This is a genomic window from Armatimonadota bacterium, assembly GCA_037138755.1.
In the GTDB taxonomy this organism is placed as follows: domain Bacteria; phylum Armatimonadota; class Fimbriimonadia; order Fimbriimonadales; family Fimbriimonadaceae; genus Fimbriimonas.
Map to the genome: position 1 here is coordinate 1,337,323 of JBAXHT010000001.1, position 25,899 is coordinate 1,363,221.

At 54.2% G+C, this 25,899-nt stretch carries 22 protein-coding genes and 1 tRNA gene; 14 read left to right on the top strand and 9 right to left on the bottom strand.

The window, feature by feature from the left end; all coding sequences use genetic code 11:
* The first annotated feature begins 1 nt into the window (after position 1).
* The 9 genes from WCK51_06300 to WCK51_06340 all read left to right on the top strand — a co-directional run bounded on the left by WCK51_06300 (position 2) and on the right by WCK51_06340 (position 8,510).
* A tRNA-Trp gene (locus tag WCK51_06300) sits at positions 2 to 77 on the top strand.
* Between the two features lie 60 nt (positions 78 to 137).
* Positions 138 to 731, top strand: coding sequence for a hypothetical protein (locus WCK51_06305; protein ID MEI7576486.1), 594 nt, complete (start codon positions 138 to 140; stop codon positions 729 to 731).
* An 18-nt stretch (positions 732 to 749) separates the two neighbouring features.
* Positions 750 to 1,586: an NPCBM/NEW2 domain-containing protein gene (locus WCK51_06310; protein ID MEI7576487.1), complete on the top strand. Its 837-nt coding sequence runs from the start codon at positions 750 to 752 to the stop codon at positions 1,584 to 1,586.
* A gap of 53 nt (positions 1,587 to 1,639) precedes the next feature.
* Complete coding sequence (locus tag WCK51_06315) at positions 1,640 to 2,482, top strand: helical backbone metal receptor (GenBank protein ID MEI7576488.1); 843 nt, start codon at positions 1,640 to 1,642, stop codon at positions 2,480 to 2,482.
* Positions 2,482 to 3,330 (top strand): S-methyl-5'-thioadenosine phosphorylase, encoded by an 849-nt coding sequence (locus WCK51_06320; GenBank protein ID MEI7576489.1) that lies wholly within the window; start codon positions 2,482 to 2,484, stop codon positions 3,328 to 3,330. Before WCK51_06315 ends, WCK51_06320 begins: the two co-directional genes overlap by 1 nt.
* 3 nt (positions 3,331 to 3,333) lie before the next feature.
* Positions 3,334 to 5,562, top strand: a complete 2,229-nt coding sequence (locus tag WCK51_06325; GenBank protein ID MEI7576490.1) for a HEAT repeat domain-containing protein — start codon at positions 3,334 to 3,336, stop codon at positions 5,560 to 5,562.
* The gene (rpiB, locus tag WCK51_06330) at positions 5,559 to 5,990 is read left to right on the top strand and encodes a ribose 5-phosphate isomerase B (protein MEI7576491.1); all 432 of its coding nucleotides are present in this window, start codon (positions 5,559 to 5,561) and stop codon (positions 5,988 to 5,990) included. The genes WCK51_06325 and rpiB overlap by 4 nt, the downstream gene beginning before the upstream one ends.
* A gap of 16 nt (positions 5,991 to 6,006) precedes the next feature.
* Positions 6,007 to 7,269 (top strand): S41 family peptidase, encoded by a 1,263-nt coding sequence (locus WCK51_06335; protein MEI7576492.1) that lies wholly within the window; start codon positions 6,007 to 6,009, stop codon positions 7,267 to 7,269.
* Positions 7,266 to 8,510 carry a S41 family peptidase gene (locus WCK51_06340; protein MEI7576493.1) on the top strand — a complete coding sequence of 415 codons (1,245 nt, stop codon included), beginning with the start codon at positions 7,266 to 7,268 and terminating at the stop codon, positions 8,508 to 8,510. The genes WCK51_06335 and WCK51_06340 overlap by 4 nt, the downstream gene beginning before the upstream one ends.
* Here WCK51_06340 and WCK51_06345 read toward each other — a convergent pair.
* From WCK51_06345 to WCK51_06360, 4 genes are read right to left on the bottom strand one after another with little or no spacing between them, the layout of a single operon-like run.
* On the bottom strand, positions 8,507 to 9,367 hold the full coding sequence (locus WCK51_06345; GenBank protein ID MEI7576494.1) for an ABC transporter permease: 861 nt from the start codon (positions 9,365 to 9,367) through the stop codon (positions 8,507 to 8,509). The genes WCK51_06340 and WCK51_06345 overlap by 4 nt on opposite strands.
* Complete coding sequence (locus WCK51_06350) at positions 9,364 to 10,314, bottom strand: ABC transporter permease (GenBank protein MEI7576495.1); 951 nt, start codon at positions 10,312 to 10,314, stop codon at positions 9,364 to 9,366. Before WCK51_06350 ends, WCK51_06345 begins: the two co-directional genes overlap by 4 nt.
* 19 nt (positions 10,315 to 10,333) lie before the next feature.
* Entirely contained in the window at positions 10,334 to 10,855 is a 522-nt protein-coding gene (locus WCK51_06355; protein MEI7576496.1) for a peptidylprolyl isomerase, read from the bottom strand.
* Positions 10,856 to 10,898: 43 nt separating this feature from the next.
* On the bottom strand, positions 10,899 to 11,483 hold the full coding sequence (locus WCK51_06360; protein MEI7576497.1) for a GYF domain-containing protein: 585 nt from the start codon (positions 11,481 to 11,483) through the stop codon (positions 10,899 to 10,901).
* Between the two features lie 129 nt (positions 11,484 to 11,612).
* Between WCK51_06360 and WCK51_06365 the strand changes: the two genes are divergently transcribed.
* Positions 11,613 to 15,029 (top strand): glycosyltransferase, encoded by a 3,417-nt coding sequence (locus WCK51_06365; GenBank protein ID MEI7576498.1) that lies wholly within the window; start codon positions 11,613 to 11,615, stop codon positions 15,027 to 15,029.
* Here the strand turns inward: WCK51_06365 and WCK51_06370 are convergent.
* Positions 15,026 to 15,508 (bottom strand): asparaginase domain-containing protein, encoded by a 483-nt coding sequence (locus WCK51_06370; GenBank protein ID MEI7576499.1) that lies wholly within the window; start codon positions 15,506 to 15,508, stop codon positions 15,026 to 15,028. The two genes, WCK51_06365 and WCK51_06370, sit on opposite strands and share 4 nt — an antisense overlap.
* A gap of 124 nt (positions 15,509 to 15,632) precedes the next feature.
* On the opposite strand from WCK51_06370, the gene WCK51_06375 reads away from it, so the two are divergent.
* From WCK51_06375 to WCK51_06385, 3 genes are all read left to right on the top strand, one after another.
* Positions 15,633 to 17,591, top strand: a complete 1,959-nt coding sequence (locus tag WCK51_06375) for a thiamine pyrophosphate-dependent enzyme (protein MEI7576500.1) — start codon at positions 15,633 to 15,635, stop codon at positions 17,589 to 17,591.
* A 59-nt stretch (positions 17,592 to 17,650) separates the two neighbouring features.
* The gene (locus WCK51_06380; protein MEI7576501.1) at positions 17,651 to 18,778 is read left to right on the top strand and encodes a Gfo/Idh/MocA family oxidoreductase; all 1,128 of its coding nucleotides are present in this window, start codon (positions 17,651 to 17,653) and stop codon (positions 18,776 to 18,778) included.
* 154 nt (positions 18,779 to 18,932) lie between these two features.
* Positions 18,933 to 19,349, top strand: coding sequence for an OsmC family protein (locus WCK51_06385; GenBank protein MEI7576502.1), 417 nt, complete (start codon positions 18,933 to 18,935; stop codon positions 19,347 to 19,349).
* 367 nt (positions 19,350 to 19,716) lie between these two features.
* Here the strand turns inward: WCK51_06385 and recN are convergent, their stop codons facing one another.
* From recN to WCK51_06405, 4 genes are read right to left on the bottom strand one after another with little or no spacing between them, the layout of a single operon-like run.
* The gene (gene recN, locus WCK51_06390; protein ID MEI7576503.1) at positions 19,717 to 21,375 is read right to left on the bottom strand and encodes a DNA repair protein RecN; all 1,659 of its coding nucleotides are present in this window, start codon (positions 21,373 to 21,375) and stop codon (positions 19,717 to 19,719) included.
* A complete protein-coding gene (locus tag WCK51_06395) occupies positions 21,375 to 22,313 on the bottom strand; it encodes an HTTM domain-containing protein (protein ID MEI7576504.1) in 939 nt (312 codons plus the stop codon). Before WCK51_06395 ends, recN begins: the two co-directional genes overlap by 1 nt.
* Entirely contained in the window at positions 22,300 to 22,956 is a 657-nt protein-coding gene (locus tag WCK51_06400; protein ID MEI7576505.1) for a hypothetical protein, read from the bottom strand. Before WCK51_06400 ends, WCK51_06395 begins: the two co-directional genes overlap by 14 nt.
* A gap of 9 nt (positions 22,957 to 22,965) precedes the next feature.
* Complete coding sequence (locus WCK51_06405; protein MEI7576506.1) at positions 22,966 to 24,813, bottom strand: hypothetical protein; 1,848 nt, start codon at positions 24,811 to 24,813, stop codon at positions 22,966 to 22,968.
* 47 nt (positions 24,814 to 24,860) lie between these two features.
* Between WCK51_06405 and tdh the strand changes: the two genes are divergently transcribed.
* Positions 24,861 to 25,889, top strand: a complete 1,029-nt coding sequence (gene tdh / locus WCK51_06410; protein MEI7576507.1) for an L-threonine 3-dehydrogenase — start codon at positions 24,861 to 24,863, stop codon at positions 25,887 to 25,889.
* Positions 25,890 to 25,899 lie beyond the last annotated feature (10 nt).

Genomic DNA, 25,899 nt, shown 5'->3' on the forward strand with positions numbered 1-25,899 from the left:
CAGGGGTATAGCTCAGTTGGTAGAGCGTCGGTCTCCAAAACCGTAGGTCGCGGGTTCAAGTCCTGTTGCCCCTGCCATTTTACTGCGGAAATCTCAAGAAACCGATCCTAGTAGAAATGCGTTTATACTAGTCAAGTATGGACGGCGAATACAGCAAGCTGGAAAAGGACTTCCTTGGCAATGAGCGGATGGTTCATTACAACTCGGACGGAGTTGCCGTTTCCGCCAGCCGTGTTGAGCGAGCCGAGGATGGGTCGATGACGGTCGGTGAGCCGATTCCTCTTTCCACCCAATCGCAACCGACCCAAGTACCGGTCCGGCCGACTACAGATGCTGGGCCAGGAAGTTATCCTCCTGGAACCGTCGCCACGATCGGTATTGCGTCTTTTGTCTTGGCTGCCCTAGCAGCTTTGTTCATCATCAACTCAAACAAGTCGGATTCGCCGGCCGAGCGGTTTAATACTGCTGTCTACCGTGATCCTGTTCAGGTGCAACCGCGAACCGAAAACTTGGAAGATGTTCCTCCGCCTAGAGAGTACGACAGCCCCCAGCCCAGGCAAGAGGATGAAGTGCCTCCTGGAGACCCAACAAGGCCAAGAATTGATATTCGAAACGAAGAGCCCGAAGTTCTTGAAAAGAAACCTGAGCCTACTCATGACAAACCCGATCCAGAGCCGAAGAAAGGGTCAGACCCAATTGATCTACGGGGCGATGGCGACGAATCCCGGTAACATTGACAACACAAGATCATGGTAGCCATCGGAATTGCGTCGTTTCTCATTGCGAATCTTCAGCAAAAGCTTGAGACAAAGTTATCCGATCTAAAACCGGTCACTCAAGCAGCCGGAACTGGGCAGATCGAAAAGAATGATGCCTTCTCGATCGGCGGAGTTGTCCTCTCCGAGGGAATGCTCTTTACACCAAAGAACGCTGGAGATAACAACGAGCAAAAGGCGACGCTGGTGTACTCAATCCCCGCCAATACAACTTCGTTTCGAGCCTTCTTCGGGATACCCGACGGCTATCCGACCGCATGGCTCTCAGCCAGCTTGGCGGTTTCGGTCGATGGTGAGCTCGTCAAGCTGTACGAAGCTCAATCAGATTCAAAGCCAATCAAGATAGAAATCCCAACCAAGGGCGCGAAGTCGCTCAAGTTGGTCTTCAACGGCTACTCTGCGCTGGGAGATAGCGTTTTTTCTTCGCTCGCGTCGAAGCCCTCCGAACAAATTCCAAAGCCGGCTGTGGATACAACTGGCCTCGCCCGAGTCATTCTCACGGCCCCGGAGAACGGTGACAAGACTAAAGATAAGCTTGTTGTTAAGTGGGATGCTATCTCTGAAGCAATCGCCTATGGTGTCGAAATAGTTTTGGTCTCTAACAACTCGAAGACGGTTCCGACTCGGTTTCTTCGATCCTTTACAGCCAAAGGAACTTCCTTTGAGTGGGTCTTTTCGGAGGATGTCGTATCTGGCGAGTACCAAGTCAGTGTGATTGCATTTAGCAAAAAGGGAGTTCTGAGTCGCTTCAGCGCGAGCAAGCGATTTACGGTGGAGCGAAGAACGGCTACAAAGCCCGGAAACCAATAATCTCCTGACCTTGTTCTGGTAATCAGGTGTGGTTTCAAGCCACAATGAATGTTATGCGCAGGCACTTGCTTGGACTACTGTTGCTCTCATCCCTCTCGTTTACTGGATGTGATAAGGCGACGACAGTCTCTGTCCCCATGCGGGGCGAGAGACTTCAGCACATCGTTAGTTTGAGCCCTGGAACGACAGAGATCCTCGCCACAATTGCCGTCAATTTTGAAGGCAGAACCAAGGCGTGTGATTTTCCGGACATGGTGAAGTCAAAGCCAATTTACGGAGATTTGAAACCGGACTTTGAGAAGATCACTCTGGACAAGATCCAACTCGTGGTGGTAGACGCTGATCTCTACTCCGAGGAGGATAAAACAAAGCTGAAGTCGACTGGTGCGAAGATATTTGAGTTCAAAGCTACAACGGTTTCCGATCTTGAGAAGGAGATGCTCACGCTCGGTAGCCTTGTTGGCAGCGAAACGAATATCCAGGTTTATGTTGACCGAATCCGGCGAGAGCGCCGGGCTGCGGAAGGAGATTCTCCCTCTCCAAAACCAAAAGCAGTTCTGATCCTTCCTGGATCGGGTGGGACTCATATGATTGCGGGTGTGAAGTCTTTCCAAGCAGATTTGCTCAAGATAATTGGTGCTGAACCTGTTGGACCCGAATCGAGTAAGTTCGAAATGCTGACTCCTGAGTTTCTGTTTCAAGCTAACCCTGATGTGATTATCGTTGCTGGAGAAGCTAAATCCTTCCTGGCAGACACTCGCTTTTCAAACCTCGCAGCCGTTAAGGGTCTGAAGATTTTCGGAAACAAGCAAGACATGTGGGTTCGCCGTGGGGGTCGTATTGACACTCTTATTGAGCAAGCCCACAAAGCCTTGATGCTCGTGGTGAAGAAGTAATGAATCAACGCGCAGAAATCGGAGTTTTCGGTGGATCTGGCTTCTACAGCCTCCTCAAGGATGTCGAGGAAGTCAAAATTGACACGCCTTATGGCGCGCCAAGCGACGCTGTCTTCCTTGCGACCGTAGCTGGCCGCAAGGTAGCGTTCTTGCCCCGCCACGGTCGGCACCACACACTGCCGCCCCACAAAATCAACTATCGGGCGAATGTCTGGGCGATGAGATCGCTCGGTGTCCAGGCGATCATCTCGCCGTGCGCAGCGGGTTCCCTTCAAGCTCATGTTGCACCAACCCACTTCGTCGTCTGCGACCAGTTCGTAGATCGGACCAATGGTCGAGCCGACACTTTCTACGACGGCCCAATCGTCACTCACGTCTCACCCGCAGACATGTACGACGCGACCCTCCGCAAGCTCGCCGTCGAAACCATCCGCGAGAACGGAATCACCTGCCACGACGGCGGAACCGTTGTTGTCATCCAAGGACCTCGCTTCAGCACCAAGAGCGAGTCCAAGTGGTTCCACGACCAAGGCTGGGAAGTCATCAACATGACCCAATACCCCGAGGCATACCTTTGCCACGAAATGGGAATGGCGGTTGTCAACATCTCGCTCATCACCGACTACGACAGCGGCGTCCATGCCGGAGCCGAAGCTGTGAACGCCCATGACGTCCTCAGCGTATTCAAAGAGAACTCAGAGAAGATCAAGAAGGTCGTTCTGGACATGATCGGAAAGATGCCTTCCGACCTAACCACCCTCGGACACCGAGCCTCGCTGGCGTACACTCGAGGCGACGGACACGCAACCTCGCCCAACGATATTCGTCTATTTGAATTGCTGGACTAACCTATGCTTTCGACCCTCATCGCCCTCTCGTCGCTAACGCTTACTCAGGTTTCGGGAGGCCAGGGGGAAAGTGTTTTTCCGAAACCGGTGGCGCGAAATCCGGAGGTGCTGACGGACCGGAGCATTTTTCAGTACCTCACGGACTCGACGAATGACATCTCTCGCACCACGAGTGAGGAACAAGATTGGTCTGCGCTCAAGCTAGTCGCTCCCAAGGTGACAGCAGTAAAGCTGCGCGTGCTGATGCTCGTTTTTGAGCGCGACTTCACGAATCCCAGGATCAGCAACACTCTGGAGCTATCTGACAAAACTCGACTGGTGCAGTCAATGTCGCGAATCAGAGCTTTTTTCTCGTCGATGTCCGCTGGAGAATTGGATATCGAAGTCATCCCGCGATTCATCTCTGAGCCAATTTTCTTTGACTACGAAGCAAAGGAGATCTTGGAGAAAGAGTTTAACCAGTCGAAGTTTGACGCTGACGATCGTGAGGAGAGGGGACCATTCGACTCCGTTATAGCGATTTCTAGTTCAAATGGAAAAATTGGTTTCTCTAGCGACTTTTCATCTCTATCAGGCAACTCTGACACAGTTCTACTCGAACAGAATTTAGTTCGAACGGTGTGCTGGTCTTTCCGAGATAACTTGTTGCGTAGGTACAAGGAGGCTCCTGTCTCGATGGAGGTAGCAGCAAGAACTTCTCCATTCAACTACCCTAATCAGTGGCCAAGCCTTCGCAAATCGGTAGACTCACGTCTATTCAGCAAAACGTTCCGTTCGGATAACGAGTCCGTCCTGCGCGGAACATCTGCATTTGGTGCTCAATCTGAGTTCCAGAGTAACGAGCCAACGACAAGCGTTTCGGGCTCGGTCAATGTACTTTCCGTGGATGGTGCGCTGGTCTACACCGAATCGGCAATCATCAGAAACGGAAGAGTGAAGATACCTGGTTGGCCCGTCGGAATATTGGAATTCAAAGTCCGAACGAAATCTTCAAACCCTGTCTCGTTCCGGTATGTGAGTCCAACCGCTGGTGCCGAAGGCGGTCCAGAGGTCAAAGATGTCACCATCGGAGTAGGTGCCTCTATTCCCATAACGCCAGACGGTACATGGCAAACCGTTCGCGTTGGTCGTGCCGACGGGAAATCACAACATCTTACATTCGGTGTGCCCGCCGAGTTCAATGGCGTTACTCGTGACCCCCACGAGGTGGTCAAGTACGAGTTCAAAGAGTTCAAAATTGTGTCCGACGCGCCGAATCCGGTTACTCCGCCAAAGACTTGGAATTTGGACACCTCGGAAGGGATTGCGCAGGCCCTCACCTCGGCACGAACTGAGATAAAGCGGAATGCGCTAGCACAAGTTCTTTCCGATCCTGATAAATTCAAATCCCTCCAGCCCAAGCTCCTAGAAATGTCGACCGAACTCGAACCCGCCGTCGCCTTCGGCGCCGTCCATGCCTACGGCCGAATCGGAATCGCGAACGACGACCTGATCGGCAAAGCCTTCATGAACCGCCTCGTTGCCACCGCGCCAAACGAGTACGCCCGCGAGGCCGCTCTCCTCTACTTCGCCGAGCACCCCGAACAGACCACTTTCGAAGCCATCGCTCCTAATATCGTTCGCCGCAGCTGGCGAACGAGGATCGCAACAGTGAAAGCCCTTGCCGCGCTGGACAGGACCGAGCTCAAGGCCAAGCCCGCCGCTAGGCAGCTCCTCCTAACTGCCACGGGGCAGGATATGGCGATCATCCGCTCCGCCGCCCTCGCGATGATGAAGCCTGAGGTTGAACTTGAGCGAAAGCAGCTCGAATACTCCCTGGTCAACGATCCTTCGGAGCAAGTCCGGCTTCAGTGCCTCAAACAACTCGCGGCGGCTAACGCCTCCAAGGAAGTCCTCTTCGGGTCCCTTGCCGACGACAGCCCATACGTCAGGGAACATGTCTATGAGCAACTTCCAGTAAGTCTTCAGCGTGAGGCACTCCAGCGCATGGTGATCGACCGAGACACCTATGTCCGAGCGGCAGCCCTTTACGGTTTCGCCAAACTTTCAGAATCAACACAATCAGGTGAAATTCAGAACACGTTTGCTGAGGAGCATCCTGCGGTTCTACTGGCTCTGGTCGAAGGCGCCCAACGTGGAAAGTGGAAACTTCCCGCAAACGTGATCGAAAATGCCAAGAAAAGCAAGAGTCCACTGGTGCGAGAGGGCGCAGCGAAGTTAGCACTGCAATGAAGATTGTCCTTGCATCCGACCACGCAGCCCTAGACCTCAGGGGATACCTGAAAGACAAACTGGAAGCCGCTGGGCATCAAGCCACCGAAGTAGGGGCGCTAACTACCGATGCCTACGATTACCCAGACGCAGCCGACGAACTTGCCAAAGTGCTGAACGATCACGATTTTGGTATTGTCATTTGCGGAACCGGAATTGGCATCAGTATCCGAGCCAATCGATACACCCAAATCCGCGCGGCACTCTGTACCACCGAATATATGGCCGAGATGGCTCGTGAGCACAACGATGCCAACGTCCTGGCTCTCGGAGCCAGAGTTCTCGGCACCGAGCAGGCGTGGGCAATCACCAAAGCGTTTCTCAGCGGAAAACCTAGTGAAGTCCCGAGGCATAAAGCTCGCGTCGAGAAGCTTGGCGCGCCAATCTGACGTAGAATAGTTCCATATGAGTCTTGAGCGCAAAAGCCTGAGCAGCGCGTTGGTCATTTCCGGTCTTTTGGTCGCCGGAATTGCGGGAATGAAGTTCAGATCGATCCGTGACCTTCCGAATACGCAGGAAACGAACCTGAGTTCCATGCTCGCCTCAAACGGCAAAGAACTCGAGATTGCTGAAACAGACTATTTCACCGGAATCATCGAGCTCCTTCGGGGTCGCTACGTTGACCAAGTGCCCACTGACGACAAGCTACTTAGCGGGGCGGTAAGAGGAATGATCGTCGGCTTGCGCGATGTCGATAGCCAGTTCTACAAACCAGAGGAGTTCACCGCCTTCAAGAGCATCCGCGCCGGACGTTATCCCGGAATCGGAGTCTGGATGGACTACAAGCCCCAGAAGGTCAGCCTCAAGCTTGGCGGAGTGAGCCAAGAACAGGACATGCCTCGTCTCACCGTCGTTTCAGTCGCCCCTGGCTCGCCAGCGGATAAAGCGGGTGTGAAACCCGGCGATCTGCTCGATTCTGTTGATGATCACTGGGTGATGAACAGTGAAGCCATCATCAAGTATCAAGCCGCCCAAGCCGACTTCATGGCGAAGAAGATCGACTTCAAAACGATCAACGACATGCGAAAATCGCTCAAGGCCCGTATGGACAAGAGCATCATGCCCGTCCGAGCGCGCGAGAAGCTCATCACAGGCAATACCGGAGAGCTTGCCATTATCTGGGAACGCGCCGGCAAAAAGATCGAAACGAAGATCGCGAAAGCGGAAACTGATGTCCAACGAGCAGTTGCTGCCGACGGAACGGTTAACCTGATGTTTACCAGCGGAGCCGTTGAGGATCTGACGGCGGCGCTGAAAGACAAATCAGCCATCACTCTGGACCTCCGGAACAACGTCCTCGGAGATATGGAAACCATGCGCCGTTGCCTCGCCCTCGTAGCTCCGGCGGGAACTTACGGTTACTTCAAGAACGAGCGAAAGTCGTCGGCACCCGTTCAACTGACGATCAGCAAAGGGAATTCAACCCCTCCAAAGATCAAGTTGATTGTTGATCAAAGCACGCGCGACGCCGCCGAGATCTTCGCTCTTGCGCTTCAGAGCAAAGGAATCGCGACGCTCAGCGGTACCGATATGGGCAACAGCCGCAAGCTGAAAGACGTCGTCCAGCTTCCTGATGGTAGCGGATATACGCTCAATATCGGAACCTTTACTCCAGGCAAGCCGCCAACCACCAAGGTCGCCCAGGCCAAAGAGGAGGCACAAGTATGAAAACTCTCACCCGCGCACTCGCCATTACACTCGGACTGAGTGCCAGTTTCGGGTTTGGATTCCTTTGGAAGGATATCCGTAATGGCCAACTCGGCTCATCTCCGAAGGACCTGCTCCTCGGAATCAAAACGCCGAGCAAGGCGGCAAATGCGGAGTCGTTATTCAAGCAGACATTTGCGAGAATCCTAAGTTCGTACAAGAGCGAACAAGACCGCAAGGAACTCAAGTATTCGGCGATGGAAGGGCTCGTCGCCTCACTTGGCGACCCGCATAGCAACTTCTTCGTACCAAAAATCAACACCGCGTTTCGCGACGATACAAGTGGCAAATTCTACGGAATCGGTGCCAGGTTGCTTCCGGACCCGCTTGGCGTTAAAGTCGTCGCGGTCTTCAAGGATGGCCCGGCGATTCGTGGAGGAATTAAGGGCGAAGACGTGATCATCGAGGTCGATGGAAAACGCATCGCCGGAATGAATTCCGACGATATCATCCTGATGATCAAAGGCAAGGAGAACACCTTTGTCAAGCTCAAGGTTATGCGGCCCGGAAAACCAGAGCCGCTTGTGTTTAACCTTCGTCGCGAGAAAGTCGTTCCGCCGCTCGTCGAAGGCAAACTGCTTGAGGATTCAAACGTCGGCTACCTCAAGATCACAAGCTTCTCTCAAGAAGTCCCTGAGCAGTTCACTCGGGAATGGGAAGCACTGGACAAAGGCAACCTCAAAGGCCTCGTCATCGACCTGAGGGATAACCCCGGCGGCGCGCTTGATGCGGTTGTAGACATGCTAGGAGCGTTCATTGATGACCGGCTTGCCGTCACTCTGAAAGATCGAGATGGTGGAGAAGAGAAGGCGAACACACCCGGCGGTCAAGTTCGACAGATTGGCTACAACGTTGCAGTTCTGATCAACGAAGATTCGGCGAGCGCGGCAGAGATCATGGCGGGAGTTCTCCAGGATTACAAGAAGGCGATCCTTGTCGGCGATACGTCTTACGGAAAATTCTCAGTTCAGACCGTGTTCCAACAGTCAGATGGCGCCGGAATCAAGCTGACAATTGCGAAGTACTACCTGCCCAAGCAAGGGGCACTTTCGCGAAAGGTGGATGATGATGGGATCTACGTCAGCGGCGGACTTAAGCCTGACCTATCGGTCGCCCCGGATCCAGATCAAGAGTTCGAGTCGGGTAATCCGAAGAAGGACAATCAGTTAGCAAAAGCAGTCGAAGCGATCACCAAACGTTAACCCTGGTTGGATTTCGGATCGAAGTAGTTTCGAAGTCCATCGCCAATAAAGTTGAGCGAGAAGACTGTCAAGCTGAGGATCAAACAGGGCCAGAGTAGCTCAACTGGGTACGAGTTGAAGTTCGTTCGCGCACTATTGATCATTCCGCCCCAAGTCGGCGTTGGTGGCTGCACACCGATGCCGAGAAAGCCAAGCGTTGACTCGGAGATAATCGTTCCTGCTAGCTCAACCGTAGAGACGGCGAGGAAAATGCCGGACATTTGGGGCAGCAAGTGTTTGAAGACGAGGTAAGCCGTCGAAGCTCCAGATGCCTTGGCCGCAACCACATATTCTCGCTCCTTCAACGTTGCCAACTGCGTTTTTGTAAGCCTCGCAATGCTTGGCCACCCGGAGATCGAGAGTGCGAAGATGACCGCAAGCGGGCCAACTTTGGTCGCGCCAACAATTCCCACAATCAGGATCGCGAAGAGAATATCCGGGAAGGCAAACATGCCATCTGTGAATCGCATCACGGCATTCGAGACCCACTTCTTCGAAAAAGTAGCGATGACGCCAACTGTGATCCCCACGATCAAATTGATCGTCTGAACCGCAAAGCCGATGAAAAGACTGATTCGCGCACCGTACGCGAGGCGCTGGAGGAACGATCGTCCGATCTCATCCGTTCCGAGCAATGCTCCTGGTGAGCCCATCGGCAAGTGAGGCTTACCGGCGTTATCGAAAACAGGGTCTAGAACCTTCCCGTCGGAGCCAAGCGGGATGGGAATCAACGGCCCAAAGATCGCGAAGAGCAACAGCAACGCCATGTAGGTGACGCCGATCCAGAACAACGGATCTCGAATCTTCTTTCCCTTCAAACCTGGCCCTCCCGGATGCGTGGATCGAGAATTGGCAGAAGGATGTCAACGATGAGATTTACGACAATGAAGATGAAGCCGGTTACAAGGACGCATGCCTGGATCACCGGAACGTTGTTAGAGAGGATTGCTTCAATCGTTGTGCTACCGATCCCTGGATAGCTGAAATATCTCTCCACAACAAACGAGCCAGTGAGAAGGAATCCAAACGTGGTTCCAATTGCGGTCACAACGGGCAGAATCGCGTTCCGGAGCGCGTACTTTGTCATCAGCCGAAACGGCGGAACGCCCTGCGCCGTCGCCGTGCGGATGAACTCTTGCCGCAGGGTCTCAATCATCGAGGCTCGAGTCAATCGAGTCAACAATGACATTGGTCTGAGCGACAAAACCGTTACTGGCAAAGCGAGATACATCCACAATGGACCCCGGAGCTGAGTCTCCCAAGTTGTTGGCAGGACATCAAACTTGATGCAGAAAATAAACGTTAGAATCGGAGCCAGAACGAAGTTCGGCAGGGTCACACCAAACGTCGAAGCCGACAAAATGCCCCGGTCAAGCAACTTAGTCTCCCGGATTGCGGCAATCGTGCCCATCGAGATTCCTACAATGGATGCGAGCAGGATGGCGAGTAGCGCAAGCCGAAGCGTCATCGGCATCGTCCGACCCAAAATCGCCGACACCTTTTCGTGTGTCCCCGAATAGCTCTCGCCCCAATCGCCCTTCACAATCCCGCTGATGTAATTCACGTAGCGAATCGGCAACGGCTTGTCCAAACCAAGGCTTTCGCGAATCCGCTGAATTGTCTCAGGTGAGGCCTTTTCACCAGCAATGTAGGTGGCCGGATCGCCTGGAGCTAAGTCCGAGGCAACAAAGGTGATGATGGAAATGAACAGAAGGCTGACAATGCCAAACGCAAATCTAGATAGAAGCGCTCTGACCAACTGCACCTGAAAAGTTTAGCAGACCTCAGCCCTTAACAACACGGACCGAGCTGATCTTGTCGCCAACCGCAATTCTCTGAACCACATCCATTCCCGCCGTGATCTTGGCGAAGACCGTGTACTTACCGTTCATGAATCGACTTGGAGTGAGAAGGATGAAGAATTGGCTATCACCAGAATCTTTGTCGTCTGGGTTCCGAGCAAGTCCAACTGCGCCGAGATCGCAAGCAAGACCGCTGTCCTCGAATGGAATCTTCTTGCCCGATCCGCCATTTGACTCCTCATCTACGGATCCATTCTTGGAAGCCGGATCGCCAACTTGAACCAAAAATGGCTTCGGCTTCTGAATCGAGCGGTGGAACCGCTGACCATCGTAAAACCCTCTCGAGACAAGTCCCAAAATTTGAGCGCAAGTCTTTGGGGCCGCCTTCTGATCCAGCGTCATTGTGAACTCGCCGCGACCCTCGATCGCGAAAACGAGCTTGTCTTGCGCAGCCGAAAAAGCCGACGCCAAGAGCAGAACCAGAAAAATCAGAAGTGAACGCATACGCCTCAACTACATATTGTGACGTATACACGAGCTCGGCGTTTCAGTCCTCAAGCGCTCGACCGTAGCCATCCAGCCGTACTTGTCCGGACAGAATGAGCACTCCGTCGATGATCGACCAGACGTGGAGCGTGCCGCACGTAATGATCGCGGCGATGAGTTGGATCACCCCAAGAGCGGAATAACCCATGTAAATTCGTCCCACACCGGGCACCAACAATTGCAAAACGCCGCTCAGCGTCCGGCTCTTGTCGCTGCGTGGCATGTTCGCGGGCATGTGGTAGCCGTACGTTGGCCTAGGGTAGCTCGTCTGAGCCTGCATCGGCGGAATCTGCTGCATTTGTTGGGAGTAGCTTGGTTGAGCATAGCCCTGACCCTGACTCATCGGAGGCATGATTTGCGATGGTGACGGCGTCGGGGGCGGCGAAGCAAACGGCTCAATCGCTTGGAACGCACCCGTCAGTTCAGGCACCGAGGAGGCCGGCAGCCAATCGCCCATTCCAGCGCGCCACACGTAAGTCTGTTTCTCGATAACGCCGCCCTCGATCAGCTCTTCGAGCTGCTCCTTGGTGAGTGGGCCAAGCTGCCCAAACGACCCAACGTAATACCAAGTGGCGAGATCACTCATGAATGGAAAGAAACCTTGTGTTAATGAGAACGATACGACAGAGTTGTACCCTTTCGTTTCGTTCATAGGTAAAAGCGACTATCAGACGGAACGCAGCTGTCTGCAGGTACGTTAACCTGAGCAACTCAAATGAGCAAAGAATCCACGAAGCAAGTTTTTGTCGATGAAACCGGAAAGCGTTCCAGGTTGATTCGACTAATTCTCACCGGATTCATTCTCGTTGTCAGTGTGCTCGCATCTGTTTTTCTCATCAGTCTGGGTTCTATTGCTGTTCTTCAACCTAAGAAGCTGACCAATCGAATCAAAACTCATCTAGTCTCAAATGAGAGAAAGGGCTCTGGGATCGAACTTGCCCGGCTGACCAATCGCCTGATGCGCGAGAAAAAGCCTATTTCAGATACCAAGGCCAAAAAGAGCGAAAGTGTTGTCCTCGGCTTCTATGCACCTTGGGAAGAAGCCGGATTGCCTTCGTTCGAAGCTCACGCTGCTTCGATGACTCATCTTGCGCCCGCTTGGCTGCGGCTCTCATCAGATGGAGGCAGGGTCGAGACACCCGACTTTGATCTTGAGTCGAATCCAAAGAATCTGGACATCATTCGCATTGCTCGTGAGAAAGGTGTCAAGATCACGCCTCTTCTTTCCAACGCCAATGAAGGGAATTTTTCGGCTAAATCTTTCAAGCAGCTGTTGGTTGATCCTGCCAAACAGAGCACAATCGTGTCCTGGCTCATCAGATTTTGTAAGGATCACCACTTTGATGGGATCAACTTCGATTTCGAGGAGATCGATCCTTCTGACTATCCGAAGGTTACTGCGTTCCTCAAACAAGCAAGCCTCCAGTTCGGAAAGGAACAACTTGAGCTCTCGTTAGATGTCCAGACGAACCTACCAAGCAAGATCGTCGCTGAATGGTGCAATTCATTGGACTACGTCGTTCTCATGGCGTACGATCAACACGAGGAGACTGGCACGGCCGGGCCAATCGCGTCGTTGTCTTGGGTTGAGGAACAACTAGAAACGATGCTGGCTGAGGTACCGGAAGACAAACTGGTACTTAGTCTCGGCAGCTACGGCTATGACTGGAAAAGAGGTAAGTCGGGGGGCGAATCCATTTCATTCCAGGGCGCGATGGCTGCTGCCGAAGGGTATCGAGATGGCGAAAATCCCAGCGATGTCATTCAGTTCGAATCGAAGTCGCTCAACCCCTACTTTGAGTACGAGGATGAAGCCGGGCAGATGCATGACGTCTGGTTCTTAGATGCTCCCACCGTCTACTCTCACTGGAAACTTGGCCGAGAACGAAAATTGAGAGGAACTGCTCTCTGGGCGGTTGGGACTGAAGACCCAACCATATGGAAGTTTCTTGATCGTCATACAAAGGACAGCTTCGATCCCGTGGGTGAACTCGGCACGGTCCGCTTCCCGTTCGAAGTTGCATATGAGGGCAAAGGCGAGGTCCTGGAAGTACGGGCTAGGCCCTCGGAAGGCAAAAGAGAGATCACTATTGACCCTAAAAGCGGGCTGATCGACGACGTGGTCTACCAGAAGTATGCTTCTTCTTACCTGATCAGGAAGAGCGGGTTCAAACCGAAACAGATTCTTTTGACCTTTGACGACGGACCGGACCCAAAGTACACTCCGCAAATACTGGATGTACTTCGAAAGTACAACGCTCCTGCCGCATTCTTCTTCGTCGGAGCTAATGTAGAGGCCAATCCTCAACTTGCCCAACGAGCCTATGACGAGGGCCATGATGTTGGAAACCACTCGTTCTCTCACCCAAATCTCGGATTTGTTTCCGACGAACGAGTCGCACTTGAAATTAATGCGACCTTTCGAGTCATCGAAAGTGCCACTGGGCGATCATCGATTCTCTTTCGACCACCCTATAACGCTGACTCGCAACCTGAAACGAGCAGCGAAGTACGCCCGGTTGACATCGCCTCCCAGCGTGGCTTCCTAACCATTGGCGAAAACGTAGATCCTAACGACTGGGACCCAAATTTCACTGACGCAAACGGAATTCAGCGGAGGCGAACAGCCGAAGATATAGTTCGACTCACGCTCGAAGATCTCGACCGCCGGGAAGGTACCGGCGAGGAAGGCAACATCGTCCTCCTCCATGATGCTGGCGGTCCGCGCGATGAAACGGTCAAAGCTCTCGATCAGTTGATTCCCACCTTACGAAAGAAAGGCTACGAGTTGGTGACTACCGGGCAGTTGTTGGGTCGTTCAAGAGATGAACTTATGCCGCCCATTGCCTCCAAGGATCGCGGGGCCGTCGCGGTGAATCGAGTTGTTTTCAATTCTCTGCATATCAGCCAGATCGTGTTGTCCACAAGCTTTGTGATCGCACTGGTTCTCGGCTTCCTCAAAGCCATTGCTGTGACGGTTCTGGCTCTCGCAGAGCGAAAAGCAGAGCGAGTCCGAAACTTTGAGCTCGGTTACGCTCCTACGGTTTCCGTTCTCATTGCTGCCTACAACGAAGAGAAAACAATTCTTGATACCGTACGTTCCGTTCTGGATTCGGACTATCCAATTCAGGAAGTCATCGTGGTTGACGATGGCTCGAAAGATGGCACTGCGAAAGCTCTTGTAGGAGAACCACGAGCCAGGGTCATCACAAAGGAGAATGGCGGAAAGGCATCGGCGCTCAATGTTGGCTTGGCGGCAACGCAGAGCGAACTCGTCTTTTGCATCGACGCCGATACTCAGCTCGATCCTACGGCCATCACTCGTCTCGTCCGTCATTTCGCGAAGCCCGAAGTCGCTGCTGTTGCTGGAAACGTCCAAGTCGGCAACGTGAAGAACATGGTCACAGCCTGGCAGGCTGTGGAGTACCGTACCAGCCAGAACCTGGATCGACGCGCTTTGAGCCGTTTGAATGCGATTACCGTAATCCCCGGAGCGATTGGGATGTGGAGACGGGAGGCAGTTCTTGCGGTCGGAGGTTACTCCAGCGATACGCTGGCCGAGGATATGGACCTGACGTGGCGCCTGAGAATCGCGGGCAATCGCCTCCTTACCGAACCGACCTCTGTGGCATACACTGAAGCCCCCGAGACTTGGAGCGCTCTCAGCAAGCAGCGTTTCCGTTGGTCTTACGGCACGTTTCAGTGCCTCTGGCGCTATCGACACGCGCTAGCCCATCACGGTGCCTTTGGCTGGATTGTCTTGCCGTTCATGTGGATCTTTCAAATCGGTTTCCAGCTCCTAGGGCCGATTGTTGACTTACAGATTCTCTTCTCACTCGGCATGGCGATGCTGATGCCCCACACCAAAGAGACTCTTAACTCTGCTCATTGGGATTCGCTGCGGCTTATGCTCGAGCTCTACGCACTCTTCTTTGCTGTCGAGTTGGGCTCGGGAATAATTGCTTATCGTCTAGATCGAGCCAAACCGTGGCCCCTGATGTGGCTACTGGTTCAACGATTTGCATATCGTCAACTCATGTACATTGTCATGCTGAAAGCAATCTGGCGTGCCCTCATGGGCACTCGTCAAGGATGGGGGAAGCTCAAACGGACGGGAAACGTAAAGGTCTAGGTCAAAACTTCAAAGCGATTCTGATCTCGGTTTTTTCGAACCCGATTGGGATCGAATACCTGACCGTTCATCGCAAGATAAACGCCCTTGTTCGCGGTCTGAAGCACCCCCATTGCAAACGCCACGTTGAAAACTGCATCTGTAAACCGAAAGTTTGCCGGCTGCAGCGAACCGGTGAGAACAACCGTCTTGGATGTCCGCCCCTGCAAAAACTGCCCAGTTAAGGCCAAAGTGTCGGTCCCGTGGGTGATCAGAATCCGCTCCTCAATGCACTCATTCACCTTCTCAAGAATCATGGCGCGGTCCTCATCGGTGATCTCCAAACTATCTTTCTTAAGAACGCTTTCGACGATGTAAGGCACCGTCACCCCGCCTTCACGAAGGATTCCTTGTACGACCGGATTCCCCACCTCATACTCGCTCAGCGAGTCGAAGTAAATTTTGTCAATCGTCCCGCCCGTCGTCAAAATGCGAATCATTCGTTAAATTCTACTAACACTGCCCAATGCACGGTTCGCTGGTCAGTTCTCCTCAAGAACGGTTCCGGTAAAATAGTGTGTCAGTCGACCGTGATCTTTCAACGTAGAAAGAACTAAGGCAACCATGTCAACCAAGACTTCAAAAAGCACTTTCAACAAGCTCAAGTTCCTCAAACTGATGATGCTCTCCCGTGAGGGGGATCGCCGCGAAGGAATCTTGCTCCGACAAAGCAAGGGCTGGTTCCAAGTCTCCGGAATGGGCCACGAAGCACTTGGCGCGCTTGCCTACTTACTCCGAGAAGACGACTATATCTTCCCCTACTACCGCGACCGTGGCTTGATGCTGGCTCGAGGACTCACCAACAAAGACCTCGCCCTTGCCTACTTCGCCAAGCGTGATGGAAGCAGCGGCGGCCGCCAGATGCCCGGGCACTACAGCAGCCGACCGCACAACGTTTTCAGCGTCTGTACGCTCACCGGTGGCAACTGTCTTCCGGCCTGCGGAACCGCTTGGGGAATGAAGATGGACGGCAAGGACAGCGTCGCTATCGCCACCATTGGAGACGCGGCGGCTCGGCAGGGCGAGTTTTATGAAGCTTGGGCTTTTGCCATTCAAGAAAAGCTTCCCGTCGTTTTTGTGCTGGAAGACAACAAGTACGGCATCTCAACTCCGACCGAGAAGTTCATGCCGTTCCACCTCGGATTATTCGAATCAGAAGCTGTCGTCAAAGTCGATGGTCGGCATCCGGACAACATCCTAGAAGCAGGTCGAACTGCCATCGAGAAAGCTCGTAAAGGCGAGGGGCCAACCATGATCTGGCTCGACATCGACCGCCTTTCCTCACACACATCTAGCGACGATCACCGGGTCTACCGCGATCTGAACGACATCGAAGAGATGCAGCTCCGCGATCCGATTCGACTCCTTTCCGAGGAACTCCTCAAGTCCGGAGAACTCACCGAAGCCGCATTCCAGGCGATGCAAGATGAGGTCTTCAAGGAAGTCGACGAAGACTATATTGCCGCAGAAAAAGCCGACGATCCGATCAGCGAAGAAACCATGCGCGATTGTTGGGGCGACGAGGTTGATGCAGAGGCTCCGCCGATCACCGCCGGACGTCAAACCATGGTCTCCGCAATCAACACTACCTTCCGAAAAGCCCTCGAAAATGATCCCAAGATCGTCTTCTTCGGCGAAGACATCGAGGACCCCAAAGGCGGCGTTTTCGGCGTCACCAAGGGTCTCAGCGAAGCATTCCCCAAGCAAGTTTTCAATTCACCACTTGCGGAAGCAACGATCATGGGAGTCGCTGTTGGCTTGTCAGCCTACGGATGGCGACCGGTCTTCGAACTCCAGTTCATCGACTTCATCGCTCCTGGCTGGAACCAGATCACTGGCCAAATGTCCACCCTCCGCTGGCGAAGCTTTGGTGAATGGAAGTGTCCGCTCGTGATCTACGCCCCTTACGGTGCGTACCTGCCGGGCGGTTCGCTGTGGCATAGCCAGAGCAACGAAGGCTCCTTGGCTCACGTCCCGGGTCTGCGAGTCGCCGTTCCGAGCACCCCGCAAGACGCCGCCGGACTCCTCTGGAGCGCAATCCACGGTGACGACCCCACCTTCGTTCTCGTTCCGAAGCACATCTTCCGAATGCAAATCGAAGTCGAGAACGTCGAGCCGGTTCCGTTTGGGGTTGCGAATGTCGTTCAAGAAGGCTCCGATGTCACGATCGTCAGCTACGGTAACACGATGGAACTCGTCCACGAAGCCGCTGCCAAGAGTGGCGTGAGCTGTGAGATCATCGACCTCCGGTCAATCGTTCCGTGCGATTACGAGACCATTACCGAGTCCGTCGCAAAGACTGGAAGGTTGGTCGTCGTTCACGAGGACACCAAGACCTGCGGCTTCGGACAGTCGATCATCAGCGAAATGGTCAGCGTGCCTGAGAGATTTAATCTCTTCCTTTCGCCACCTCAATTGGTCTGCCGTGACGATGTCCACATCGGCTACAACCCGATCTATGAATACGCTGCTTTGCCTGACGTTGATCAAGTGATTTCCGCGATCAACGTTGTGATGGAATAACCTAGATTCCGAAGAATTTACGGATCAATCAAACGAAGGGGTCAAGTAAACTTGACCCCATGAAGCCCATGCGAGTCGGCATTATCGGAGCCGGCAATATTAGCTCGATCTACTGCGAAAATCTCAAGAAATTCGCCTCAACTGAGCTGGTGGGCATCGCAGATCTGTTGCCTGCAGCAGCGGAAGCCCAGGCCGAAAAGTACGAGATCAAGTCGTTCTCCGTCGAAGAAATGATCGCAACTGACGAGGTGGACCTCATCGTCAACCTCACGATTCCGGCTGTCCACGGGCAGGTAGCACTCCAAGTCTTGAATGCCGGAAAGCACGTCCACAACGAAAAGCCCCTCGCGCCAAACCGCGAAGAAGCCCGCGAAATGCTCCGCACCGCCAAGGAAAAGGGCCTCACCATCGGTTGCGCCCCGGACACCTTCCTCGGAGCCGCTCATCAGCACGTTCGCAAGCTCCTCGAAGGCGGAATCATCGGCCCGATCGTCGGAGTCCACGGCTACATGACCTCACGCGGAGTCGAATCTTGGCATCCAAATCCCGAGTTCTTCTACAAGCCCGGAGCCGGTCCGATGCTCGACATGGGCCCGTACTACCTAACGGCGATGGTCAACATGTTCGGACCAATCAAGCGGGTCGCCAGCATCACCAACATTACCTACCCTGAGCGAACCGTCACCAGCGAGCCAAAGAAGGGAACCGTCATCAAGGTCGAAACTCCAACCCACTTTGGAACCACGGTCCAGTTCCATAGCGGTGTCGTTGGTCAACTCACCATGTCGTTCGACACTCACGGATTCGAAGGCCAGCCCTGCATCGTCGTCTTCGGCGGCGACGGAACCATGATCGTTCCTGATCCAAACTCCTTCGATGGCTGGGATGGCCGCCCAGAAACCGGCAACATCATCGTCCGGAAAGGAGGCGAGTCCCAGATCATCCGCTCCACCGAGCCATTCAAAGCCAACTCGCGCGGCCTCGGGGTCCTCGACACGGTTCACGCCATCGCCGAAGGACGCCCCAACCGCGCCAGCGGAGACCTGGCCTTCCACGTCCTCGACGCCATGCTTGCCTCAATCGAGTCGTCCGAGCAAGATCGCTTCATCAGCCTGGAAAGCAAGCCCGACCAACCGACCGTGATCGGTGATACGGAGTTCCCGGCCGAACGCGAACTGATGGGCTAATTGGAGCGCGGGTGCCCCCACCCGCTTCCGGGCGCGATAGCGACAATACAAACCAGGATCGCAAGTGGAACAACCCGAAAAATCGGGGCGTCTCGCATGCTTCGCGAGCGCAGCGAGGAGTCACGAGAACCAACAGATTGGAGTAGAAAGGAATATGAAAGTTTCAGTCGAATGGAAAGGCGACCTCACTTTTGAAGCAACCGCCCCGAGTGGCGTGCCATTCATCATGGACGCCTCCCACAACGAGAACGCACCCGCAAAGGGCCCAACGCCGCTTGAAGTTATGGTCGGCTCTCTCGCTGCCTGCTCAGCCGTTGATGTCGTCGGAATCCTTGCCAAAAAACGCCAAACCGTCGAAAGCTACCGAATCGAAGTCGTCGGCGAGCGTCCCGAACCGGGCACCTACCCCCGCCCGTTCACCGCCCTCACCGTCCGCCACATCCTCAAAGGTCCAAATCTCGACCCCGCCGCCGTCGAGCGAGCCGTCCAACTCAGTGACGAAAAATACTGCTCCGTAGCCGCCACGCTGCGCCAGAACCCGACGATTTCGACAGAAGTTGTGATCGGTTAAGGCGCGCAAATAAGATCTGCTATTGCTTGGCGAAATTGGAGCGTGGGACTTCGTCTGCCTTAGGATTTGTCAGGAGGGGCGCCAGCCGAATGGGAGTCAGCTGGCTGGTTTCCGTGTCTCCAACGGTAGTCAACAATCGAATAGGCACTTTTAAGATCCACCCCGGTTCGGTCTCTGACCAGCTTAATTGCTTGTAGCTTTTCGCTAGGTAGGTGTCTTAGTTCCTCCTCGGTTAGATAAATTGAAGATAACTCGGAGTTCAAAGCTACCCGCTGATCGATTCGCTCTCTCCGGCCCGGAAGGGACGACCATCGACCCGCAAGGAAGGCCAGTACTGCCACGTCAATGATGTCTAGTTGCTCTCGATTCATCCTAACAACTCTCGAGCATTTGCCAAAGCAGTCTCGGTCACCGTATCCCCCGCCAACATCCGCGCTATCTCCTCCACCCGATCCTCCGCCGAAAGTGCTACCACCGACGTCTGGGACCGACCCCCTTCTTCCCGCTTCTCAATCCGGTATTGATGCGAAGCGCAAGCCGCCACCTGCGGCAAGTGGCTAATAGCGATCACCTGATAAAACGCCCCGAGAGCCGCCAGCTTGCGCCCAACCGCCGCCGCCGCCTTCCCACCGAGCCCAGTATCCACCTCATCAAAAAGCAACGTCGGAACCCCTACCCGCCCCGCCAAAGCACTCTTCAACGCCAGCATCACCCGCGAAACTTCGCCGCCGGAAGCAATCTTCGCCAGCGGCTTCGGAGGCTCCCCTACGTTGGCCGAAAAGAGAAACTCAACCTCATCAGCACCCAGTGCTGAAGGCTCGCAAGGCTTGATCGAAACCTCCAACCGGGCCCTGCCCATCGAGAGGTCATCCAAATGCTCCCTCATCGAAGCTACAAAAGCATCCGCCTTCGACCTCCGAACACCTGTCAAAACTTGGCAAGCCGAAGCCAACTCAGCCGAAGCCGAGGTGAGTTGCTGGTTCAGCGATTCCTCCGAAGCCTCAGCATCCTCCAAGGTCGCAAGCTCTTCTTCAGCCGATAAACAAAAGGCCAAAATCGCAGCTTCGCTTTCGCCGTACTTCCGCTTGAGCCGTTTTAACCCATCAAGGCGCTCGGACGTCAAATCCAGCAATGCAGGGTCAGAGTCCAGCCGCTCGAAGTAGGAAGACAATGCATGCACGGATTCATCCAGATTCACCACCGCAGCCTCCAGTCCAGAAGCTACGACCTCCAAGGAAGAATCAAACCGAAAAGCATCTGACACCGCAGAGGAACCGCCCGCCAGAAGATCACGAGCATTCACTTCGCCTTCGCTAAGTGACGAAAGAGCGGCCTGAACCGAAGAAGTAATGCGCTCCAAGTTCTTCAATCGAGAGAGTGTCGCCGACAGTTCCTCTTCCTCGCCGTCGACCGGGGAGAAGGAGCGAATCTCGTTCACCTGGAACCGAAGCATATCCAAGCGCTGTTCCCGTTCCCGAAGCCCTCGCCGCAAGGCTTCCATCCGGGTTCGAACCGCTGAAAACGACGAAAACGCCGACTCGACTGCACCTAATGCAGAAACAGCCTCGACTCCAATCCACTGATCCAAATACCCAACATGCGTCAGTGGATCAAGCAAAGCTTGATGCTGATGCTGGCCGTGCAAATCAACGATCAACCGCCCTAGAGCCCTCAAGGTAGCAATCGGAACCGTCCCTCCGTTCACCCGTGCAACCGACCGACCCCCTGCAAAAACCTCACGCAGAATGAACAGACGCCCATCCTCCAGCTCCAAACCAAGCTCAGACAACGGAGCCAGCAGGTCAGCTCGCGCAGACAAATCAAGAACCAGCTGAACCGACGCCTTCGCTGCTCCGGTCCGAACTAAATCCGTATCCGCCCGCTCGCCCAGAGCAAGCTCCAAAGCGTCGATCATCAACGATTTTCCCGCCCCAGTCTCGCCAGTCAGAACCGAGAAACCTCCGTTGAATGAAAGTTCAACGTGGTTGATAATCGCAAGATTCTCGACTCGTAGTTCAGAGATCATCAGGAACGCGCAAACCGCGCTTTGAGTCTATCCCACCAAGCCGCAGTCTCTTCACCATCATAAAAAACGATGTACGAAGTCATCATCAAGAAGGCAAACAGAGGGATGTTCATCGAATACTCGATCCATGCATGGAGGCTCACTCCTGCCAGAAGCACATACTTACGAAGCGGCTTGAAAAACACCAGAGTTCCGAGCGCGAACTCAACGGCAAGGCTCCCCCAGGTAGTGATTTTTACCATAGGATAATCGTCGAAGAAAGCAGGAACGGGAAAGCGATCGAACTCGTGTAATCGAGCTGGGTACCACGTAGCATCCCCTGACTTCCAAAGACCTCCGAACCATTTCGCCCAGGTCGTCGTGAAATACAACAACGCCAAATTGTATGCAATTAGCCGTTGGGGCCACATTGAAATCAACGGCGGCTGTTCCCCTGCGGTCCCCTTGCGCCTTGCAATCCATCGATCAAGAGAGACCGCTGCCCCCGAAGGTCCCATCGCCAAGTAGATGGCCGCGACTCGCATCCAAGTGTCTCCGCCGTGAAGAATGATCGGATTGCGATGATGAATCGCGACGATTCCAAGAGCCAAGCAAAACGTGCTGAACCGACTCCAAATCCCTAATGCGGATAGAGCGGCAAACCCGGTCGTCGCCCAGTAAACCGCTTTCACGATTAGATCGTTGGTCACTCCAAATAGAGGATCGATCCGGTTGAACAACAGCGAACGATCGCCGCCGTTCATGTAGTGCGAGTCCATCCACTTTGCGCCTATCTCGGCCGGAACGTAACCTGTCTGACCAAACCAGTCGTTCCAAAACAGCCCGATCATGACGAAGTTGATGAACAACAACGTGCAGAACAAGATTCGGAACACCCCAAGGGTCACCGGGCTTCCATACCCAAACCACCAACGGTAAAGCTGCTTAGCGCTTTCCAACGTTCCACCCCATGTCTCGCGCTAGTTTGGTCTGATCAACGATGTGCCAATAATAGGTGTAACTCTGGTAGGGCGGTTCTGGCCCACGTTTTGCGTCGTGCCGCGCAACCTCTTGCCAGTGCCGAGTCAACCCAACTTTCACTGGCGGATTCTTGGGGTCTTTCGCGTTGATGAGCGCGAAGTGTTGGGCGAAGACTGGCCACATCCAGCCGTTATCGTTGCCATGAGCCGGATCACTCTGGTTGACTCGCTCATAGAACTTCCGATAGCGCTCCATGAGATACTTCTGAGTGAGCGGAAGTTCCTTCATCCTGGGATACTGGTAGGTCGTATGCGAACCATCGAAGAAGATGATTTGTGCGTCGCACCAAAAGTCCGTCTGCGCCGGATTAGGGGCAAACATATCCCAATATTGCCAGAGCCCAGTGGGCAGGATGTAGGTCTCAAGAAACGGATGAGTCTTGAGCGTAGCGTCGTTCCACTTCAGAAAAATATCGGTTCCGTGCGCTGGTACCTCATTGTTAACAACGGCCTGAGTGGGCTTGGGTAATGCGTAGATCGTCACCATCAAGACGTTAGAAGCGACAAACGCGCACACCAATGGGTGTACGCGTTTGTTCTCAGCGGGTGCGGTTACCTGCACCGTACTAGTTTACGCCTCAAGCTCGGCAAGAACGTCTTTTAGTTCAGTCATCATGTCCGGGTTTTCGTTGACAACCGCCCGAACTTGCTCAGCGATCTGCTTCGCTTCATCGGTGTGCCCCGCTCGCTTTGCAGCAAGGCCGAGGTTAATAAACACACCGAAACTCTGCTGATTCTGCGAGAACGCGAACTGCATGAACTGCCAAGCATCTTCGTGCTTGCCCTGCCCGTTAAGCGACTCTCGGTACTCGCCGTAGGCTGGTTCGCAGCCAGGATACATTTCAAGCAATCGTCGAGCCGCGTCTTCGGCTTCGACGTGATCGCCGATTCGGTTGTACGCCGATGCAAGCATCGCCCACATCTTCCAGTAATCGGCAAGCCAGTTGCGGAGTGGTTTAAGGTCGCGAATCGCACCTTCAGCATCTCCAGCGGCTAACTTTTCGCCTGCAGCCTGAACGCTTTCTATCCGCTTCGGCTGCTCCAGTTCGATAAGCCAAGCAGTTGCCTGGGCCTTGGTGTTCGGATCTGGATTCGCCTTCAGGACGTTTTGCAGTACCGCAGGAATCTCAAACTCGCGGTCGGCGGCCTGGAGAGTCTGAGCGTATTCAAGCAACAGCGGAACATCGGCCGGGGCGACATCAATGACGTCCTCGTAGAAGTCCATCGCTCGGTCCAAATCCTCGTTTTGTGCCAGATAAGGAGCATAGAACCGCTTAACCAAAACGTTTTCTTCGACGCTGACAATGGCATGCTCGAACGCCTTCTCGCCGTCGGATTGGCGACCGTTTTGAATCAGGGAGATGGCGTACTTTGCGTGAAACTCCGGATTCTGCGGATGCGCATCGACCAGTTCTTTCCAAAGCGCAGGAACTTCGTGACCCCGACCGGTCGCGTTCAATACTCCGACCAAGAAGTCCATTGAAGGTTTGGTCTCATCCTCAAGCTCAATCGCTCGCTTAAAGTTGCGCTCGGCATTGACGAACATGTTCATCGACGCCTGAGCATTGCCGAGGCGATTCAAAATCCCCGGATCATCGGCTTTGAGCTGAGCCGACTTTTCGAAGAAATCGACCGCTTTTGCGGCATCGTTTGCCGCTTGGTGAAGCTCACCAAGTGCGAAGAATGCACCAAAGTCGTCTGGAACGAGCTTGGTCGCTTTGTTCAGCGCTCCTTCTACAAGTTCAAAGGTTCCGATCTGGTACTGCGTGCAAGCTCGGCATAGTCCAACCAGCACTTGGTACGCCCCTTCAAACTCCTTGTCAAGCTCGATGGCTTCGGCTAAGGATTCAAGAGCGCCCTCCGGAGAAAACTCCTGGGCCACGAGGCCGTTGGCCTGCTGGATGTAGTTCAGAGCATCGTAACCCTCAAGGAACTTGAGGAAGCAAGCCGCGCTGTCGGTGCCGAACTCCATCGTCTCTCCCGCCAGAAACTCGGGGAGCCCGATTTGGGCTTCATCAGCAAGTCGCTTGACCATTTTGTGGAGAACGGTAAAGATCTGCTCGTCCGTAAACTTGTGGACTTCGGTGACGCCACCTGCCAAGTCATCTTTCTTGGTATAGCGAACCGTAATCTCGTGGCCGCCATCGGCGGCGGCAATCGAGCCGTCCATCGAAACATCAACCCCGGACTGGCTAAACAAATCGCCAAGCTGATCGGCTTCGAGGAGCCCGTCCCCAATATTCACAAAAGCGGTACGGGCAACCCCGCCCTGTTCGACTTGGGTCAGGAAACTCACGGACTGAACATCAGCTTCTCCGTGGCTACGAAGTTGGTCTGCCACGAAAGCGGAAATTTGGCGCCCGAGCTGGGGCTTTGCGCCCTCTCCGGCATTTAAGGGCAAAACTGCAACTTTCAACACGGCTTTCAGTTTACCGGGCAGGGGCGTTGCCAAGTACAATGATCGCCGTGCAAGCCATCGCAAAGACGCGACCTGAGCCGGGCGTTGAAATCGTCCAAGTTCCCGAACCAACCATCCAGCCTGGTTACGTGAAGCTCAAACTCGAGGCTGCGTCGGTATGCGGCACCGATTTGCACATTTACAACTGGGACGAATGGTCTTCCGCTCGCATTAAACCACCGCGTATCATCGGGCATGAGTTCTGCGGAACCGTCGTCGAAGTCGGCGAGGGTGTCACCGAGCGCGAGGTTGGGGATTTTGTTGCCAGCGAGTCGCATATCGTCTGCGGCAAGTGCATTCAATGCCTCCATGGGCAAGCTCATGTCTGTGCAAACACGGTTATCCTCGGCGTTGACGTCGACGGTGGATTTGCCGAATACGCGGTCATTCCTTGGGAAAACGCCCGCCCGACTCCACGTGGAGTGTCGCCTCTCGTCGCGGCCTTCCAAGATGCCCTGGGCAACGCTGTTCACACTGCCATGGCGGGTCCGCTCGAAGGTCGAAGTGTTCTCATCACCGGTATGGGACCAATCGGCCAAATGGCAGTGACTGTTTGTAAGGCAGCGGGAGCCGACAAGGTTTTTGCTACCGAGGTCAGCGAGTTTCGAACCGCCTCTGCGCTCAAAGTCGGGGCCGATGACGTCTTCAATCCGCTCACTCAAGATGCGCTGGCCGAAACGCTAAAGCACTGTCCAGGTGGCGTTGATGTTGTCCTTGAGATGTCGGGTCACCCCTCTCAACTCGCATTAGCGATAGGCGCCGTTCGGCCTGGGGGCAGGGTGTCCCTGTTGGGAGTTTACGGAAAGGCTGAGCAGACAATCCTCCTTAACGAGGTCATCTTCAAAGGGATCGATTTGCAGGGCATTGTCGGTCGCAAACTCTGGGATACGTGGGATCAGATGGGCGCTTTGTTGCAAAGTGGCAAGCTCAATCTGGATCCAATCGTCACCCACGTAATGCACTACACCGAATTCCAGAATGCGATGGAGCTGATGAAGGCCGGTAAGGCCGGAAAGGTCGTCTTTACGTTCAACTAGGGTTGGGCCC

Excerpts from the sequence above, each read along its gene's own strand:
- WCK51_06365 (MEI7576498.1), top strand. The coding sequence starts at position 11,613 with ATGAGCAAAGAATCCACGAAGCAAGTTTTTGTCGATGAAACCGGAAAG.
- WCK51_06320 (MEI7576489.1), top strand. The coding sequence starts at position 2,482 with ATGAATCAACGCGCAGAAATCGGAGTTTTCGGTGGATCTGGCTTCTAC.
- WCK51_06335 (MEI7576492.1), top strand. The coding sequence starts at position 6,007 with ATGAGTCTTGAGCGCAAAAGCCTGAGCAGCGCGTTGGTCATTTCCGGT.
- WCK51_06315 (MEI7576488.1), top strand. The coding sequence starts at position 1,640 with ATGCGCAGGCACTTGCTTGGACTACTGTTGCTCTCATCCCTCTCGTTT.
- WCK51_06355 (MEI7576496.1), bottom strand. The coding sequence starts at position 10,855 with ATGCGTTCACTTCTGATTTTTCTGGTTCTGCTCTTGGCGTCGGCTTTT.
- WCK51_06375 (MEI7576500.1), top strand. The coding sequence starts at position 15,633 with ATGTCAACCAAGACTTCAAAAAGCACTTTCAACAAGCTCAAGTTCCTC.
- WCK51_06360 (MEI7576497.1), bottom strand. The coding sequence starts at position 11,483 with ATGAGTGATCTCGCCACTTGGTATTACGTTGGGTCGTTTGGGCAGCTT.
- WCK51_06385 (MEI7576502.1), top strand. The coding sequence starts at position 18,933 with ATGAAAGTTTCAGTCGAATGGAAAGGCGACCTCACTTTTGAAGCAACC.
- rpiB (MEI7576491.1), top strand. The coding sequence starts at position 5,559 with ATGAAGATTGTCCTTGCATCCGACCACGCAGCCCTAGACCTCAGGGGA.
- recN (MEI7576503.1), bottom strand. The coding sequence starts at position 21,375 with ATGATCTCTGAACTACGAGTCGAGAATCTTGCGATTATCAACCACGTT.
- WCK51_06340 (MEI7576493.1), top strand. The coding sequence starts at position 7,266 with ATGAAAACTCTCACCCGCGCACTCGCCATTACACTCGGACTGAGTGCC.
- WCK51_06325 (MEI7576490.1), top strand. The coding sequence starts at position 3,334 with ATGCTTTCGACCCTCATCGCCCTCTCGTCGCTAACGCTTACTCAGGTT.
- WCK51_06370 (MEI7576499.1), bottom strand. The coding sequence starts at position 15,508 with ATGATTCGCATTTTGACGACGGGCGGGACGATTGACAAAATTTACTTC.
- WCK51_06310 (MEI7576487.1), top strand. The coding sequence starts at position 750 with ATGGTAGCCATCGGAATTGCGTCGTTTCTCATTGCGAATCTTCAGCAA.
- WCK51_06305 (MEI7576486.1), top strand. The coding sequence starts at position 138 with ATGGACGGCGAATACAGCAAGCTGGAAAAGGACTTCCTTGGCAATGAG.
- WCK51_06380 (MEI7576501.1), top strand. The coding sequence starts at position 17,651 with ATGAAGCCCATGCGAGTCGGCATTATCGGAGCCGGCAATATTAGCTCG.